At 45.1% G+C, this 15,329-nt stretch carries 18 protein-coding genes; all 18 read right to left on the bottom strand.

Going from position 1 to position 15,329, the window contains the following annotated elements; all coding sequences use genetic code 11:
• Window positions 1-35 precede the first annotated feature (35 nt).
• On the bottom strand, window positions 36-857 hold the full coding sequence (locus BA724_RS11695) for a site-2 protease family protein (protein ID WP_083256209.1): 822 nt from the start codon (window positions 855-857) through the stop codon (window positions 36-38).
• On the bottom strand, window positions 850-1,287 hold the full coding sequence (locus tag BA724_RS11690; RefSeq protein ID WP_069938847.1) for a hypothetical protein: 438 nt from the start codon (window positions 1,285-1,287) through the stop codon (window positions 850-852). Before BA724_RS11690 ends, BA724_RS11695 begins: the two co-directional genes overlap by 8 nt.
• A gap of 73 nt (window positions 1,288-1,360) precedes the next feature.
• Window positions 1,361-2,167, bottom strand: coding sequence for a septum site-determining protein MinD (minD, locus tag BA724_RS11685; RefSeq protein WP_069938846.1), 807 nt, complete (start codon window positions 2,165-2,167; stop codon window positions 1,361-1,363).
• Window position 2,168: 1 nt separating this feature from the next.
• Window positions 2,169-2,846, bottom strand: a complete 678-nt coding sequence (minC, locus tag BA724_RS11680; protein ID WP_069938845.1) for a septum site-determining protein MinC — start codon at window positions 2,844-2,846, stop codon at window positions 2,169-2,171.
• 66 nt (window positions 2,847-2,912) lie between these two features.
• Window positions 2,913-3,425 carry a rod shape-determining protein MreD gene (gene mreD, locus BA724_RS11675; RefSeq protein ID WP_069938844.1) on the bottom strand — a complete coding sequence of 171 codons (513 nt, stop codon included), beginning with the start codon at window positions 3,423-3,425 and terminating at the stop codon, window positions 2,913-2,915.
• Window positions 3,422-4,315, bottom strand: a complete 894-nt coding sequence (mreC, locus tag BA724_RS11670) for a rod shape-determining protein MreC (protein WP_069938843.1) — start codon at window positions 4,313-4,315, stop codon at window positions 3,422-3,424. The genes mreD and mreC overlap by 4 nt, the downstream gene beginning before the upstream one ends.
• A 103-nt stretch (window positions 4,316-4,418) precedes the next feature.
• On the bottom strand, window positions 4,419-5,429 hold the full coding sequence (locus tag BA724_RS11665) for a rod shape-determining protein (protein WP_069938842.1): 1,011 nt from the start codon (window positions 5,427-5,429) through the stop codon (window positions 4,419-4,421).
• 134 nt (window positions 5,430-5,563) lie between these two features.
• Entirely contained in the window at window positions 5,564-6,271 is a 708-nt protein-coding gene (gene radC / locus BA724_RS11660; RefSeq protein ID WP_069938841.1) for a RadC family protein, read from the bottom strand.
• Window positions 6,272-6,292: 21 nt separating this feature from the next.
• Window positions 6,293-6,877, bottom strand: coding sequence for a Maf family protein (locus BA724_RS11655; RefSeq protein WP_069938840.1), 585 nt, complete (start codon window positions 6,875-6,877; stop codon window positions 6,293-6,295).
• Window positions 6,878-7,041: 164 nt separating this feature from the next.
• Window positions 7,042-7,641: a hypothetical protein gene (locus tag BA724_RS11650; RefSeq protein WP_069938839.1), complete on the bottom strand. Its 600-nt coding sequence runs from the start codon at window positions 7,639-7,641 to the stop codon at window positions 7,042-7,044.
• A 77-nt stretch (window positions 7,642-7,718) separates the two neighbouring features.
• Entirely contained in the window at window positions 7,719-8,498 is a 780-nt protein-coding gene (locus tag BA724_RS11645) for a hypothetical protein (RefSeq protein ID WP_069938838.1), read from the bottom strand.
• Window positions 8,495-9,100 (bottom strand): hypothetical protein, encoded by a 606-nt coding sequence (locus BA724_RS11640; protein WP_069938837.1) that lies wholly within the window; start codon window positions 9,098-9,100, stop codon window positions 8,495-8,497. Before BA724_RS11640 ends, BA724_RS11645 begins: the two co-directional genes overlap by 4 nt.
• Window positions 9,101-9,106: 6 nt before the next feature.
• Window positions 9,107-10,063, bottom strand: coding sequence for a type IV pilus biogenesis protein PilM (gene pilM, locus BA724_RS11635; protein WP_069938836.1), 957 nt, complete (start codon window positions 10,061-10,063; stop codon window positions 9,107-9,109).
• An 11-nt stretch (window positions 10,064-10,074) separates the two neighbouring features.
• Window positions 10,075-10,821, bottom strand: a complete 747-nt coding sequence (locus tag BA724_RS11630) for a prepilin peptidase (RefSeq protein ID WP_342670004.1) — start codon at window positions 10,819-10,821, stop codon at window positions 10,075-10,077.
• A gap of 6 nt (window positions 10,822-10,827) precedes the next feature.
• Window positions 10,828-11,277, bottom strand: a complete 450-nt coding sequence (locus tag BA724_RS11625) for a type II secretion system protein (protein WP_069938835.1) — start codon at window positions 11,275-11,277, stop codon at window positions 10,828-10,830.
• 123 nt (window positions 11,278-11,400) lie between these two features.
• Window positions 11,401-12,606, bottom strand: coding sequence for a type II secretion system F family protein (locus tag BA724_RS11620; RefSeq protein WP_069938834.1), 1,206 nt, complete (start codon window positions 12,604-12,606; stop codon window positions 11,401-11,403).
• A complete protein-coding gene (locus BA724_RS11615) occupies window positions 12,599-13,648 on the bottom strand; it encodes a type IV pilus twitching motility protein PilT (RefSeq protein WP_069939236.1) in 1,050 nt (349 codons plus the stop codon). Before BA724_RS11615 ends, BA724_RS11620 begins: the two co-directional genes overlap by 8 nt.
• Window positions 13,649-13,657: 9 nt before the next feature.
• The gene (locus BA724_RS11610) at window positions 13,658-15,316 is read right to left on the bottom strand and encodes a GspE/PulE family protein (protein ID WP_069938833.1); all 1,659 of its coding nucleotides are present in this window, start codon (window positions 15,314-15,316) and stop codon (window positions 13,658-13,660) included.
• Window positions 15,317-15,329: the final 13 nt, after the last annotated feature.

Below are 15,329 nucleotides of genomic sequence, written 5' to 3'. Positions count from 1 at the left end.
TAACATATGAATTCTATCACCTTTAAACATTAGTGTCAATCAATATTTTCAAACATATCCTGAACGTCTTTTTTTCCTTCAAAAAAAGATTGAAGAAGCTGCTCTTCTGTTAGTTCACCGTGCCTGTTTACTTGAAACCTGTGTGTCCTGTTTCTTCTAAACGACCGGACAGCATCAAGGAGGCGGTCCGTTTCTAAAAGGGACAAGTACAGTAAGCGCATAGACATCGGATCATAAAACCGGGCAGTTAAAAAACGAATGAACATGACTTCTTTTTCTTTCCACATCACAAGAAGCTGAACAGCAATATAGGAAACAGTCAACAGCAGCTGCAAATAAAATGGAAGGGTGATGACCGCTGTACCCATAATGAGAAGAAGGGCAGCGAATGAGAGAAAAATGGACTGCCTATAAGCACGGAAATAAGGCTGGATTGCACATAAAATAAGCTGAAGCATTTTGCCCCCATCAAGTGGAAGCACTGGCAAGAGGTTGAACAAAAAGATAACCGCATTAAGCTCAAAAAACAATTCATACAAAGCAGCATCCATCCATCCTGCTTTTAAAAAAAGAAAACTTATTATAAGCATTGGAATATGCATAAATGGACCGGCCAGCACAACGAGCCATTCTTCAAGAAGCGGCCTGCCCGCGTGCTCATCGGTCTCCATCTTGCCGCCAAACGGGAGCATCTCTACTTTTTGAATGCGCCAGCCCATCGCTTTTGCTGCACCAGCGTGGCCTAGTTCGTGAATAAGCAAAATAAGCCCGATGCATATGGCTTCTAAAAAAAGTCCTGTTGCTGCAGCTGCTGCCCCGAACAGCCAAGTTAATGGATGAATACGTACATTATTCATACACATTCACTTTTCTTGATGAAATAGCCTGACCATTTTTTCGTTCAACAATTTCAATGATACGACCGGAAGGAATACCGATTGGCTCTCCCTGCTTAATTCGCTCAAACAGCCGATATGATTCTGGCTGCAGCCCTCTTACTTCCACTTCGGTGCCATCGTCCTGCTGGATGGAAATGTTTTCATTATTAATTCTTATGACGACACCATCTTGTTCAGCAGCAAGCGGATTGTTTGTACTCACAAAGGAAGCCGGCGCGATGCTTGTCCGATTCATGGCCGGCAAAAGAGTGCCAAATCGTTCTTCATAAGCAGCTGAAAAAGGTGCAAAAGAAAAATCATTTGTAAAAATCGTTTTTGCAAGAGACGCATGCTGGTTAAGATACACAACAACAAATAAACAAAAAGAAGCCATGATTTTTTTCGGCATACGAACCCCTCCCGCCTGCTTATGTATATGCCGAAAAAACGAAAAAAAACCGCTTAAAAAAGCGGCTTTTGTGCTACCGGCTCATGCCGATAAATCGTTTGAATTTCGTGAAAAATGTGTCTTTTTCCGGTTCGAGATGCTGAAGAGGAACCGACTCACCCAAAATACGGCGTGCAATGTTCCGGTACGCAATCGAAGCACGATTGTTCGGATTATGTGCCACAGGCTCGCCATTATGGGAGGATTTAATGACCTCATCATCATCTGCCACAATACCGATCAGTTCAATGGACAGGTGGGCTGCCACCTCATCAACATCAAGCATATCGCCTTCTTTCACCATATGGTGGCGAATCCGATTGACGACAAGCTTCGGTGGTGCCATACCTTCTTCTTTTTCAAGAAGACCAATAACACGGTCCGCATCCCGGACGGACGACTTCTCCGGTGTTGTGACAACAATTGCCCGGTCTGCACCTGCTACCGCATTTTTATAGCCTTGCTCAATCCCCGCCGGGCAGTCGATTAAAATATAGTCATAGTCCTGCTTAAGCTCATCGATTAATTTCTTCATTTGCTCTGGTGTTACAGCTGACTTATCTGTCGTCTGAGCTGCCGGAAGCAAATAAAGAAGATCGTTAAAGCGTTTATCTTTGACGAGAGCCTGATGTGTTTTGCATCGTTCTTCCACCACATCGACAAGGTCATAAATAATGCGGTTTTCAAGCCCCATGACAACATCAAGGTTGCGAAGACCGATGTCCGTGTCAACAAGGCATACTTTTTTCTCCTGCAGCGCAAGCGCTGTACCGAGATTGGCGGTCGTTGTCGTTTTGCCGACCCCGCCTTTTCCAGAAGTAATGACGATTGCTTCACCCACTTCAAAAGCCCCCTTTAAACGTCGATAAATCAGGTCGCAAATATTTGAGCACCTGCAGCCGATCAATCACCAATTGTTGTGCTTCGTTAATAAAAGCACATTCCGATTCAGTTATCTCTTCTTCGTCGTACCGGTCTGGCGAGCGGGTTAAATGACCGCTGATCCGCAATTGAGACGGCATCATTTTTGCCGCGGAAATAACGGCTGAATCATTGCCGTAACAGCCCGCATGCGCCATGCCTTTCAGCGCACCCATTACAAAGATGCTGCCGCCCGCCATCACCGTTCCGCCCGGATTTACATCTCCAATCAATAATAAGTCACCTGGTACTTCAAGTACTTGTCCGGAACGAATACGGCCGGCATACGAAACGATTTCATTTTCTTCTTTCCACTGTACCGCCTCGTCAATCGTCAATACGTTTGACCTAATGTCTTCGACGACTAGGTGACGGCGCTGTCTGATCAGCTGACGCAGCTCTTCTTTTTCTTCTTCAGTCACATACCGGTTCCCCGTTTGAACAGTGACTTTAATGAGCGCGTCTTCGTCTTTTTTTGTAACGGCATCTAATTTTTCGGTTAATTCTTCTATTAGTTCATTATACGCGCATTTATCGTTCAATTGAAGAGTCAGACCGTCTTTCGTCCCTTTAATGACGACGTTTTGACTTTGTTTCATAGAAAGTATCCCACCTCTGTACGTCTCAATATTCGACAGCGCTATTCCATATTCCTTTTTTCAACATCAATCGAACACTTTTTTCAATCGCAAAAAAGCATTTCGAAGCGGAACCGCGAACACGATGTAGAAAAGGCCATTCAAGACAAGCGATGCCAGCAGTCTAACGTAAGCAAACTGTTCCAATGAAACAGTTGTCCGCTGCACCAGCACATTTAAGCCATAAATCAGCATTTCAAGTAACGCGATATCAAATAAGACAATGACGAAAAAAACAGGCATCGTGCTGTGAAGCCATTTCGTCAGCTTGGATGTTATGTAGACGATAAGCGGAAAGAAAAAGAAATAAGCCCCAAGAAGTCCCGTATAAAACATATCAAATAAAAAGCCGAAGAAAAAGCCATATTTTATCGCTGTGTTCCGGTCAAAAAAAACAGACATGAACAAAAGGCCTATGAAGAAAAAATGCGGGACAGGTACATAAGCTCCATTAAATGCCTGTTCTGAAAAGAAGATCATAAAGACACTGTCACTATAAAACAGGGCGACTATTAAAAGAGGAAGGAGCGCTTTTTTCACAGTCCTTCCTCCTCAATAAGCACCTGCTGGCGGTCTTCTTCTTCCGGCAGAACACCTGTCATTTCACGTTTAGAAACCATCACATGCTCAAGATCGTAAAAGCTTGCCGACGGCTCAACCAGCGCTGTTTGTGTTAATCCGAATTCATCTGGAACAAGCTCTGTCACAGTTCCAATGACGAGTCCTTTCGGAAAAACACCGCCAAGACCAGATGTTGTAACGGTTTGTCCTTTTTTTACTTTTGAATCAGAAGGGATTTTTGTCATTTGAAGCATTTTCTTTTCTTCGTTATATCCTTCAATCAATCCGTAAATTGGCGTACCACCTTGAATGATTGCTGACACACGGTTGTTCGTATCATGAGCAGACAAAAGCTGCACAGTAGACGTAAATTTCGACGTGCTTTTCACTTTTCCGACTAAGCCGCTTGCGGTCATCACGGCCATGTCTGGTTCGATGCCGTTTGATTCACCTTGGTCAATCGTTATAAGCTCATACCACCGGTCAGGATTGCGCGCAATCACCGTCGCTTGTACGGGTTCATAATCTGCAAGGCTTTTTTCTTTTTCAAGCACTTTCCGAAGTTCCGCATTGTCTTTTTCAAGACGTGCTACGTCACTTTCTAATTGCGCGAGCTCTTCTAAATGCGCGCGAAGCTTTTCGTTTTCTTCATATGTATGACGAAGCCTGCTTACATCATCCCAAAAAGACTCAACAACACCGGCCGGTTTCGACACAATATTTTGGCCAAACCCCGTTACATCTTTCACGAACTTTTCAGGCCACGTAATGTTACCCCGGTCCCGTATCGAAAAACCAATCATGGCTACAAGAAGAATAATGCTGCCGAGCAATATGATCAACCGCTTGTTTGTAAAAAATTGCGGCATGAATTCCACCTCAGTTTTCTAAGCATTCAAAACGGGAAGGCTGGTTCAACGCGCACCGGAAAACCGGTCACAACGCACGGAGAACCGGCCTTATCGTCAATTGTTATTTGTTTTTAAATAAATGAATGTGATCAAGCGCAAGTCCTGTTCCAACCGCTACACAGTCCAATGGATTTTCCGCAATGATGACTGGCATATTTGTTTCCTTACTGATCACTTTGTCCAAATTGCGCAAAAGTGCCCCGCCGCCTGTTAACACAATGCCGCGGTCCATAATATCTGCTGCAAGTTCCGGAGGCGTTTTTTCCAATGTTCCTTTTACTGTATCCACAATGGCATATACTGTATCTTTTAGCGCATCCGCAATTTCCTGCGCAGTAATCTCAATTGTTTTCGGTAAACCTGTTAATAAGTCACGTCCACGGATTTCCATGTTTGGAATGTCACCTGAATCACCTGCTGAACCGATTTCCATTTTAATTGTTTCAGATGTCCGATCGCCAATCAGCAAATTGTACTGCTTGCGGATATACGCGATAATCGCATCATCCATTTCATCTCCGGCAATGCGAAGCGATTCGCTTGTGACAATGCCGCCAAGCGAAATAATCGCCACTTCTGTCGTACCGCCTCCAATATCCACGACCATGCTGCCCGTCGGTTCCCATACAGGGAGATTAGCTCCAATCGCTGCAGCGAAAGGTTCTTCAATCGGATACGCATCGCGGGCGCCAGCTTGACGCGTAGCATCTATAACCGCACGGCGTTCAACTGCTGTAATACCGGATGGAACGCAGACCATTACGTATGGCTTGCTTGACAGGAAGCCAGATGATCCCTTTGTTGCTTGTTTAATATAATATTTAATCATTGTCGCCGTTGTTTCGTAGTCAGCAATAACACCGTCTTTCATGGGACGGGTAGCAATAATGTTGCCTGGTGTCCGGCCGATCATGTTGCGTGCGTCATTTCCAACCGCTACGATTTGTTTTGTATCTGTCTGCAGCGCCACAACGGACGGCTCTCGTACGATAACTCCTTTTCCTTTTGCATAAACAAGTGTGTTTGCTGTTCCAAGGTCAATGCCTAAGTCGCGGCTCCCAATTCCAAACATGTAGTGTATCTCCCTTTCCTCAATAGATCCTTTTTATCGTGATCATTTCACTATCAATGGCTATTTATTTGTGTGAAAAGCTTCTCAAAAACCATAACTTATATTATAGCGGAACGAAAAAAAAAAGCATAGCGTTATAAATAACCTTTTTCTTTCAAACTGACAAATTTCTTCTCTCCAATGATCAAATGGTCGAGGACATCAATACCCAGTATTTTGCCGCATTCGACAAGACGTTTTGTCACATCGATGTCTTCACGACTTGGCGCCGGGTCGCCCGATGGATGGTTATGAAGACAGATGATACTTGCTGCCGAACGGCGGAATGCTTCTTTAAATACCTCGCGCGGATGAACAATCGAGGCATTTAAGCTGCCGATAAACAACGTCTGCTTATGCATTACTTGATTTTTCGTATTTAAATAAAGCGCGACAAAATGCTCCTGGCTTAAGAAGCGCATTTCTTCCATCATGTAATTGGCCGCATCTTCCGGCGAGCGGATCATGAACCGCTCATCATATTTCAGCCGTTCAATACGGCGGCCGATTTCAACAGCTGCCATAAGCTGAATCGCTTTTGCGCTGCCGATGCCTTTAATGGATGTAATTTCTTCGAGCGATGCGTCTTTTAAGAGGCGAAGACCTTCAAATTCATTTAAGATGCGGTTAGATAGCTGCAGGACGGATTCTTCTTTCGAGCCAGTCCGGAGTAAAATCGCGAGGAGCTCGTGGTTGGATAAACTGTGCGGACCGCTCGCAATCATTCGTTCACGCGGGCGGTCGTGTGGCGGGACATCACGGATCATCAGTGGCGGAGATAAAGCAATTTTATCATGGTCCATTCGTTCTATTCCCCTCTCAAATTAGCGGGATGAAGAGCTGCCAGTGAGAAGGCCCATTTGTTTCAGCCGGCGGTAAAGTGAGGAAATCGGCAGGCCGACGACATTAAAATAATCGCCATGGATCGCTTTAACAAACAGGGCACCCGCCGTTTGAATACCATATCCTCCTGCTTTGTCAAATGGATCGCCTGTCTCAATATAAGCAGCCATGTCCGCTTTTGTCAGTTCCCAAAATTCAACAACCGTTTTTTCGTGAAAAACCACTCTTTCATTTTTCGACACGATCGCAACACCTGTATAAACTGCGTGCGTGCGGCCGGATAAAGAAGAAAGCATCTGCATCGCTTCCTCTTCCGTTTCTGGTTTCCCAAGAATACGCTCGTCTGACACAACCACTGTATCTGCACCGATCACAGCAGCGTTTGGATGTTCAGTGAAAACCGCTGCCGCTTTTTTCAGCGCAAGCTGCTCAACAGCCGCTGCCGGATGCGTGCCAGGTTCAATCGTTTCGTCCGCATGGGCGGGTTGTACAGTAAATGGAATGAAAGCTTGAGTAAGCAATTCTTTTCTGCGGGGTGATGATGAAGCCAAAATAATGTGGGTCAAAGAGGATCACCTTTCTTTTTAAATTAAGGATCAAAGGCTACGAGCGCAGCGTCCTGCTGCAGCGCCTTTTTGACCCGCATCGTGCGGGCCCTAGGGAGAGTACGCATTTATCATAGCAGACAATTCTTCAATGAACAAATAAAAACCTGCCGAATTTTGGCAGGCTACGGCAAAAGAATAGAGGCCATTTCATCGAGCTGCTGCGAATCAGCCGCTTTTTTCATTGTCTCCTCCTCTTCACTGGATAGGTTCACTTTTGTTTCTTTTACATAGGCAGCTGTGCCACTTGATTCAAGGCTAAGCTCCGCTTCATCCGCTGCTTCTTTTGTTAAAAAGATCCCATAAATCATGCTATATTGGTTTTGGGCTGGAATCACCGCTGCTGGCGCTCCAGAAGATGAAGCGGCTTTATTCGCTGCTTCTTCCGTTGAAAAAAGGCCTCCTTGGATAACAAACAATGGCACTGTTTTTTCAACCGGTGCTGTCTTCTGTTCTGTGGAGCTGTTCATAGCCGGTGTTATCTGTTGTTCTGCAGAGCTATTCATCGCCGGCGCCGCTTTTGTTTCCGTCTTTTCTGGGACAGCGCTCATCATTAACAATCCAAAAACACTGCCTGTCAATAACGCCGAAATAATGATCAATAAGCCTGTTGCCGCTTTTAGCGTTGGCTTTTTTTCCGGTGTGTCCGGTATGACCGTTTCCTCGCCCGGCATCCGCCAAACAAGTACATCACTGTTTTGCCGTGTCCAGTTCGGCTCGTCCATGTTCATCCCTCCTTTTCTCTTAACTATACGGTTTCAAAAAAACAAAAAGAACAGAATGGTGAATCATTCTGTTCTTTTCACTCTTCAATTGTTATAAATGGATTTTCTTTATTGGCCGGGTATGGCGCATCAATAACTGGAACCCCTTCGAGAAGATCCAGCAGGCCAGGCATATAATACGCTGCCACAATCAATGTAAATTCAATCGGATTTTCTGTTCCTTCGATCTTTTCAGCTTCTTCCGGCCCCGTGAAATACAGTTCTTTAATAATTAAGAGGCGCATTTGCCCTTCGAGCGTTTCAATAAACGATTCGACTTCTTCATAATTATCCGCCTGGGCAGTTATATGGATATAACTGCTATATACACCCTCAGGAAGTACTTCCGGTTCTAATAGAACAGTTTCCTCACCAGTGCCAATCTCCCCTTTTCCGTAATCGCCCACTCCTTCAACTGTCGATTCAAACTCCTGCTCTTCTGATTCGTCATTTTCACTTATATTGGCTTCACTGTCCGCACTTTCTTCATTGTTGAGAATCGCGCTTTCCATAAATTCAATGGATGTGATCAGACTTCCAGATAAAAGCTCCGCTTTTTCAAGATCAAGCAGCAGTTTGTCATCCATCAGCTTAACCGGCAGTTTTTTCTGAAGAGATTCCGTGTTTAACAACTGCGTATCACCAGCTGAAAAATCTGTTTCTTCAAGTACTGAAATAAGTTCGTTTTCCGCGTTAATTTGCTGCTTTGTCTGTTCAACAGCCTGGTTAACAGGAACATAGAACGCAAAATAAGCGTATATCATCCCCAAAAATAATGTGAGTAACAATATAAAGATAAAAATCAATTTGCGATTCATGGGCGCTCACTCTCTTTCAACGCACTTTCCACAGAAGATCGATCCATAATAATCTCATACTCCGCCAAATAACGCGGCAGCGCATTTTTCGCTTCGACCGCTTCCTGCGTCTTTGCTTCCGCCTCTTCAAGAGATGTTTCCACTGTTCGAAGTCTCGCAGAAGAAACCCATTGGGACTCATGAAGCTCTGCCAGATAATATGCCGCTTCCCGGCTCGTATCAAATTGAACCAGCAGCGTAAGAGACTCATCGCTCAAATAGGAAAAAGATTGAAAGAACCCGCGGTCCGGCAGCCGTTCAATAAAATGATCTAAAATAGGCGTCACTGGAAGCTGTTCTTGTCTGGCCCAATTGGCTGCTTGATTTAAATGCTCGACACTTGATGCCGCTTCATTTTGCTCGGCTGATCCTTCCAGTGTGGTTCGCAGTTCAACTGTCTGAGCCAATCTTTGCTCTAACAGTTCAAGTTCGTTTTGTTTCATATAGATGCAAAAAAACAAGAAGCCAGCTGCCAGAGTACACAGTGCCGCTGCCAGGAAAAAAAGCCAGATCGGTGTGCGCTTCTTTTCTTTCTGCGGAAGTAAATTAATCTCAATTTGCACGGGCGGTCACCTCTCTTTCAGCCCTAGTCCGACAACCGGATAAAAACCAGCCGGGAGAAGACCGCCGTCTTTCACCGTGATTTCCACCGTCTCATCCCCATAAACAAGCAAACTGTAGCGGTCTTTTAATGCGCGTTTAAAAAAATTGGCGCGTATAAAATCCCCGTTTAGAAAAATGGCGGAGATACGGACATGTCCTTTATGAAGCGAATTTTCATAAAAGTTAATGACCTTATCCAGTTCACTGAATACATCCATAAACTCGTCCAGTTCACTTTTCTCTCCCGACGAAACGTCAATCGTGTCTTCATTTGTTTCAAATGAGACCGGCTTCATAAATTTTGGCTGATGCTGATGAAAAATCGAAATGGTCAGCGAGCCTTGCTTTAAATGCAGCAGAATATAATGATCCTCTTCCTTCACAAGAGCCATTTCGTAGTAAAGCCGATAAAGGTTTAACGGCCCAACGTCAGCTACAACAGGTGTAAGACCGGATTTTTCGAAAACACTGACGTATTCTTCCACCTTTTCTTCCGGTGCGGCGATAAGCAAAATATGTTTTTTTCCATCATATATATTTGTGACAGCTGTATCAAAAACAGGATTTTCAAAGGGAAGATGAATGCTCGTGCCGATTTTCATAAATAAATAAGAATTAATCTCATCATCTTCTAAATCGATATCGACTTTCTCTTCTTTCATCGCGACAAAAGAGTCTGGGACAAGAAACCGGACAGGGCGGCTTTTAATCTTCCATTCATCGACACAATTCTCCATAATAGACAAAAGCTCATTGGGATCAATAATATCTCCTTTTTTAATGATGCCGGGCGGAATAAGCCTTTCTCCGTACCGCTCCACCTTCATGGGAATCCCCGGCGTCACTTCGGCAAACCGGATTGCGTAGTCGGTCAGCATCATGTTCACGATTCTTTTTTTTCGTTGAAACAATCGAATAGCCATAAACATGCTCCTTATTTAAAAAACTGCACGTACCAGCCAATCAAATCCGCACCGTGGAAAAAAGCGGCAAACGCGCCCATTGCGATAAACGGTCCGAACGGCATCGGCTTTCCTTTCTTTACTATACCAAAAAATAAAAGAAATAGGCCGACCATAGCGCCAAAAAGACAAGAAAGAAAAAACGTAAGCAAAACAAGCTTCGTCCCGAAGACAAATCCGAGCAGGCCAAAAAGCTTAATGTCCCCGCCGCCCATTCCGCCTTTTGATACAATTGCGACCGCGAGAAGAAGAAAGAATCCCGCTGCTGCTCCGATGATAGAATTCCACCACGGCTGAAGCGGGTCAATCAAGCGGAGGATAAGAAAAAGCACCGCAAAAAACAGCAGGATTTTATCTGGAATGAGCATGTAGGCAAGGTCGGAAACGACAAGAATCATCATCATCGAAACGAGAAGAACAGCGGCCGCAAATGTCCACGTCCAGCCATATAAAACGTAGGAATACAAAAAGAACAGTGCCGTCAACAGCTCTGTTACAGGATAAAGTGGTGAAATGTCTACGCCGCACTTGCGGCATTTCCCTCTTAACAATATGTATGAAAACACAGGTACAAGATCCCGCGCGGTCAACTGATGGCCGCACAGCGAGCAGGTGCTGCGCGGAGCCACAATTGATTTTCCGGCCGGAACCCGAAGACCGACGACGTTGTAAAACGAGCCGAGGATAAGTCCATATAAGAAAATAATTATACAGATCATAGTAATTTATGGAGTCCCGCCGCCTACTGTATCTCTATCTAACTGCTCTAGTGTCCGTGCAGTAATCTTTCTCTTAGCATCCCCATTTGATAGTGTAACTTTGTACGTATAAGAATTACCATTTTTAGCAATATCAACAAATGAATATGTGTCGTTATAGTTTCCGCCGTCAGGATCTTCCATTGTGTCAATATAACCATCCTCTATCATTTCTTTAAGGGTTAACTGCGTATCCAATTTTGATGAATTCGCATTCCCCGCCACATATGTTTTTGCCGAGTTAATCATCTGTGTCGCATTCGCGACATGCGCATCTTTTTTCGTGTTGTCAATTAAGCCGCCAATGGAAGGTACGGCGATCGCTGCAATAATACCGAGAATAACAACAACGGCGAGCAACTCAATTAATGTGAGTCCTTTTTCATTTTTAAGCGCACTTTTCATTTTCTTAAACATCTTTTTTCCTCCTTTTAATAGGTTAATATCCCTATTCGTTTCTTCCACTTATTATAACCTTGTAAACATCTCTAATTCTATAAGACTATTAAAAAGATCCGACAATTTCCATCTCGCGGCTGCTTATTGAATAGTATTAAAGATCTCAAACATCGGTACCATAATGGCCGCGACAATTACTCCGACGACACCAGCCAGAAACACAATCATGAGCGGTTCAATAAGAGATTTGAGCCTATCTGTTACCGCTTCTACTTCCTGCTCGTAAAAGTCGGCCACTTTTGACAGCATCGCGTCAAGCGAGCCTGTTTCTTCCCCGATGGCAATCATGTTCGATACGAGCGGAGGAAATGCCCAGTGCCGTTTCATCGGTCCGGTAAGCGATTCGCCTGTTTCAAGCGCCTGCCGCGACTCGACAATGACTTCGCCAATGACGTCATTTCCTACTACTTCTTCCACCATTTCCAACGCCTGCAAAATGGGCACTGAATTGGAGAAAAGAGAACTCAGCGTCCGTGTCAGCCTTGCCAGTGCCGCCTTTTGAATGAGCGAGCCGAAAACCGGCATTTTCATCATTGCGTAATCGTAATAATATTTCGTTTTTTTATGACGCCGCAACAGCCCGATTCCCCCGCCCAAGAGTGCGAGAAAAAGGAGAATAAGAAGCCAATAAGACTGCATCCATTCACTTGCGTTAATGACAAAAAGAGTTATGGCCGGCAGTTCACCGCCAAAATCAGCGAACATATTGACAAAAGACGGTACGACCGCGACTAATAAAAAGATGACAACAATAACCGCAATGATGCCAACTGCGATCGGATACGTCAGCGCGGAAATCACTTTTTGACGTGTCCGGTACTGCCGTTCATAATGATTCGCCAAATCGTTAAACGTTTCATCTAAATTTCCCATTGCTTCCCCGGCCCGCAGCATGTTAATAAATAACGGTTCAAAAATGTTTCGCTGCCGGGATGCCGCGTCTGAGAGCGGCCGTCCTTCCCTCAGTTCCGACTCCACGCTCACCAGTGCTTTTTTCAGTGCCTTGCTTTCCGTCTGCTTCGTCAAAATAGACGTAGCAGCAGCGACAGGAACACCCGCCTGCAGCAACACGGAAAACTGGCGCAAAAAAATGACGAGATGATCCAGCTTTACCGGGTTTCCAATTGTAAGGTCCCGTGTTAACATGGTTTCTTCCAGTTCCACAATTTCCGTTACACGAATATTGTTTTGCTGAAGTTTCATTAAGGCAGCCCGTTTTGTGTCAGCGGTTACTTTCCCTTTTTCCGCTCCTTTTCGACTGCGTCCTTTATACGCAAATCTAGCCATTGCCGCGTTCACGCTCTCTTAAATAAGGAAGCAGGTCTTCTCTTGATACCGCGCCCTGCTCCACAAGAAGCTGGGCATGGTCAGCCATCAGCTGCATGCCCGCTGATTTGGAAGTCTGCATCACATTGACAATTTGATGGACTTTTTCAGACCGGATCAAGTTGGAAACGGCCGCATTATTTAGCAGCACTTCTACTGCCGCTCTGCGTCCTTTTAAGTCAGCCGTCGGAAACAGCCGCTGTGAAATGACCGCTGATAAAACAGAAGCAAGCTGAGTCCGGACTTGCGGCTGCTGCTCTGCCGGAAAAACATCAATGATGCGTTCGATTGTTGACGGTGCGCTGGACGTATGAAGCGTGGCAAGCACAAGGTGGCCTGTTTCAGCCGCTGTAATAGCTGTCTGAATCGTTTCAAGGTCCCGCATCTCCCCGACGAGAATGACATCGGGGTCCTGACGCAATGAAGCACGCAGCCCATTAGCGAAGTTTTTCGTATCAAACCCGACTTCGCGCTGATCGATAATGCACTTTCCATGTTTATGCAAATATTCAATCGGGTCTTCGAGTGTAATAATGTGCTTTTTCGTTTCCTGATTCAAATAATCAATCATGCTGGCAAGTGTCGTTGACTTTCCGCTTCCCGTCGGCCCTGTGACGAGGACGAGTCCGGTCGGGCGGCGCGCCACTGTTTTAATAACCGCCGGCATATGAAGCTGCTCAAGCGACGGAATGTCAGCCGGAATAAGCCGGATCGCCAGCGATACACAGCTGCGCTGGTAAAAGACATTGATCCGGAACCTGGATACTTTCGGAATGCCATATGAAAAATCCAGCTCCCCTTTTTCTTCAAATCCAGCCCAAAGTGATGACGGCACGATGGATTTAGCCATTTTTTCTGTGTCTTCCGGTCTTAACGGTTCTTTTCCATACCGTTTTAAATCGCCGTGGATACGGAAAACAGGCGCCGTTCCAACCGTCAAATGAATATCGGACGCATTCAGTTCATAAGCGGCCCGCAGTAAATTCTCTAATTTTTCTTTCATCATCATCACCTACTCCACCAGCACAGCGCGCAATACTTCCTCTGTTGTCGTAATGCCCTGGCGTATTTTCAGCAGGCCATCGTCAAGAAGAAAAATGGTTTTTTGCTTTTGCGCTGTTTCTTTTAATGTTGAATATGGTTCATCGTTTAAAATGATTTTTTTCATTTCTTCTGTCATGGTCAGCACTTCATGAAGCGCAATCCGCCCTTTATAGCCGGTCATATTGCAGGAAGCACAGCCCCGCCCTCTTTTTACATGGTGAATACTCAGGCCCCGTTTCGCAAATATGTCAATCTCTCTTTTTACCGGCTCTTCTTCAACCGCGCAGTCACGGCACACTTTACGGACGAGACGCTGCGATACGACACCGGATAAGGAAGACGCCACTAAAAACGGTTCAATGCCCATGTCGATCAGCCGGGTTAAGCTCGAAAGTGAATCATTCGTATGAAGCGTACTTAAAACGAGGTGCCCTGTCAATGACGCGCGGATCGCAATTTCTGCTGTTTCTTTGTCACGAATCTCACCAATCATAATAACGTTCGGATCCTGCCGTAAAATAGACCGGAGACCGGAGGCAAATGTAAGCCCGACATTTGAATTCACTTGAATTTGATTGACGCCTTCAAGCTGATATTCCACCGGATCTTCTATCGTAATAATATTCATCTCTTCCGTGTTCAATTTGTTCAGCCCGGCATACAGTGTCGACGATTTTCCCGATCCGGTCGGGCCCGTAATAAGAACAATGCCATTTGGACGGCTTAGCAGCTTTTCTACTCGTTGATAATTCACTTTGTTAAATCCGAGCTGTGATAAGTCATTGAGTGAACTGCTTAAATCCAGGACACGCATAACAATTTTTTCCCCGTAAATGGTCGGCAGCGTAGAGACACGCAAATCAACCGGACGGAATTCGACGTTCGTTTTAATACGTCCGTCCTGTGGCATGCGGTGCTCAGTAATATCCATATTAGCTAAAATCTTAATGCGCGCCGTCAGCATTCCTTGCATATGTTTCGGCAGCTGGCGTTCCACCCGAAGAATGCCGTCAATCCGCACACGGACCATCACTTTCGTTTCATGAGGGTCAATATGAATATCGCTGGCTTTTTCAGCAATTGCATGGGACAAAATCCGGTTCACAAGCCGGACAACCGGTGAATCATCATTGATCTCCGGCTCTTCTTCTGCTTCCTGCTGTGCATCATCCTGCATCATTTCTTCAAAAGAATCATCTACATCATAGTATTTATTAATCGTACGGATAATGTCATCTTTCGTAGCGATTGATGTCTCGATGTCAAATCCCGTCGACAAACGTAAATCCTCAATAGCATAATAATCCATCGGGTCCGCCATTGCGACAAATAAGCGGCTGTCTTCTTTTTTTAATGGCATCATTAAATTTTGTTTCGCCAGTTCTTTCGGAATAACCGTTAAAAGCTTCGGATCAATCGGATACCGGTATAAGCTGACATGGGGAATCCCAAGCTGGAATTCAAGCACTTCAATAAGCTGAAGTTCGGTAATATAGCCACGGTGCAACAAAGCGTCACCGAGCTTTTGATCCAGGGGCTTTTCAGAAAGTGTCGTTTCAAGCTGCTCGTTCGTAAGCAATCCGGATTCAACAAGCAAGTCGCCCAGTCTTTTTCGCTGCGTTCTCATTTCGCCTCACCTG

It is taken from the genome of Domibacillus iocasae, assembly GCF_001750285.1.
Lineage (GTDB): Bacteria > Bacillota > Bacilli > Bacillales > Domibacillaceae > Domibacillus > Domibacillus iocasae.
The sequence above is the reverse complement of the archived record's forward strand: the minus strand, read 5'-3'. Positions and strand labels throughout refer to the sequence as shown.

What these genes read in the sequence shown, in the direction of transcription:
- BA724_RS11645 (WP_069938838.1), bottom strand. Translation starts at nt 8,498, where the DNA reads ATGAATCGCAAATTGATTTTTATCTTTATATTGTTACTCACATTATTT.
- pilM (WP_069938836.1), bottom strand. Translation starts at nt 10,063, where the DNA reads ATGGCTATTCGATTGTTTCAACGAAAAAAAAGAATCGTGAACATGATG.
- BA724_RS11615 (WP_069939236.1), bottom strand. Translation starts at nt 13,648, where the DNA reads ATGAAAGAAAAATTAGAGAATTTACTGCGGGCCGCTTATGAACTGAAT.
- mreC (WP_069938843.1), bottom strand. Translation starts at nt 4,315, where the DNA reads ATGCCGCAATTTTTTACAAACAAGCGGTTGATCATATTGCTCGGCAGC.
- BA724_RS11695 (WP_083256209.1), bottom strand. Translation starts at nt 857, where the DNA reads ATGAATAATGTACGTATTCATCCATTAACTTGGCTGTTCGGGGCAGCA.
- minC (WP_069938845.1), bottom strand. Translation starts at nt 2,846, where the DNA reads ATGAAACAAAGTCAAAACGTCGTCATTAAAGGGACGAAAGACGGTCTG.
- BA724_RS11665 (WP_069938842.1), bottom strand. Translation starts at nt 5,429, where the DNA reads ATGTTTGGAATTGGGAGCCGCGACTTAGGCATTGACCTTGGAACAGCA.
- BA724_RS11620 (WP_069938834.1), bottom strand. Translation starts at nt 12,606, where the DNA reads ATGGCTAGATTTGCGTATAAAGGACGCAGTCGAAAAGGAGCGGAAAAA.
- BA724_RS11690 (WP_069938847.1), bottom strand. Translation starts at nt 1,287, where the DNA reads ATGCCGAAAAAAATCATGGCTTCTTTTTGTTTATTTGTTGTTGTGTAT.
- BA724_RS11625 (WP_069938835.1), bottom strand. Translation starts at nt 11,277, where the DNA reads ATGTTTAAGAAAATGAAAAGTGCGCTTAAAAATGAAAAAGGACTCACA.
- BA724_RS11610 (WP_069938833.1), bottom strand. Translation starts at nt 15,316, where the DNA reads ATGAGAACGCAGCGAAAAAGACTGGGCGACTTGCTTGTTGAATCCGGA.
- radC (WP_069938841.1), bottom strand. Translation starts at nt 6,271, where the DNA reads ATGGACCATGATAAAATTGCTTTATCTCCGCCACTGATGATCCGTGAT.
- BA724_RS11650 (WP_069938839.1), bottom strand. Translation starts at nt 7,641, where the DNA reads ATGGACGAGCCGAACTGGACACGGCAAAACAGTGATGTACTTGTTTGG.
- BA724_RS11630 (WP_342670004.1), bottom strand. Translation starts at nt 10,821, where the DNA reads ATGATCTGTATAATTATTTTCTTATATGGACTTATCCTCGGCTCGTTT.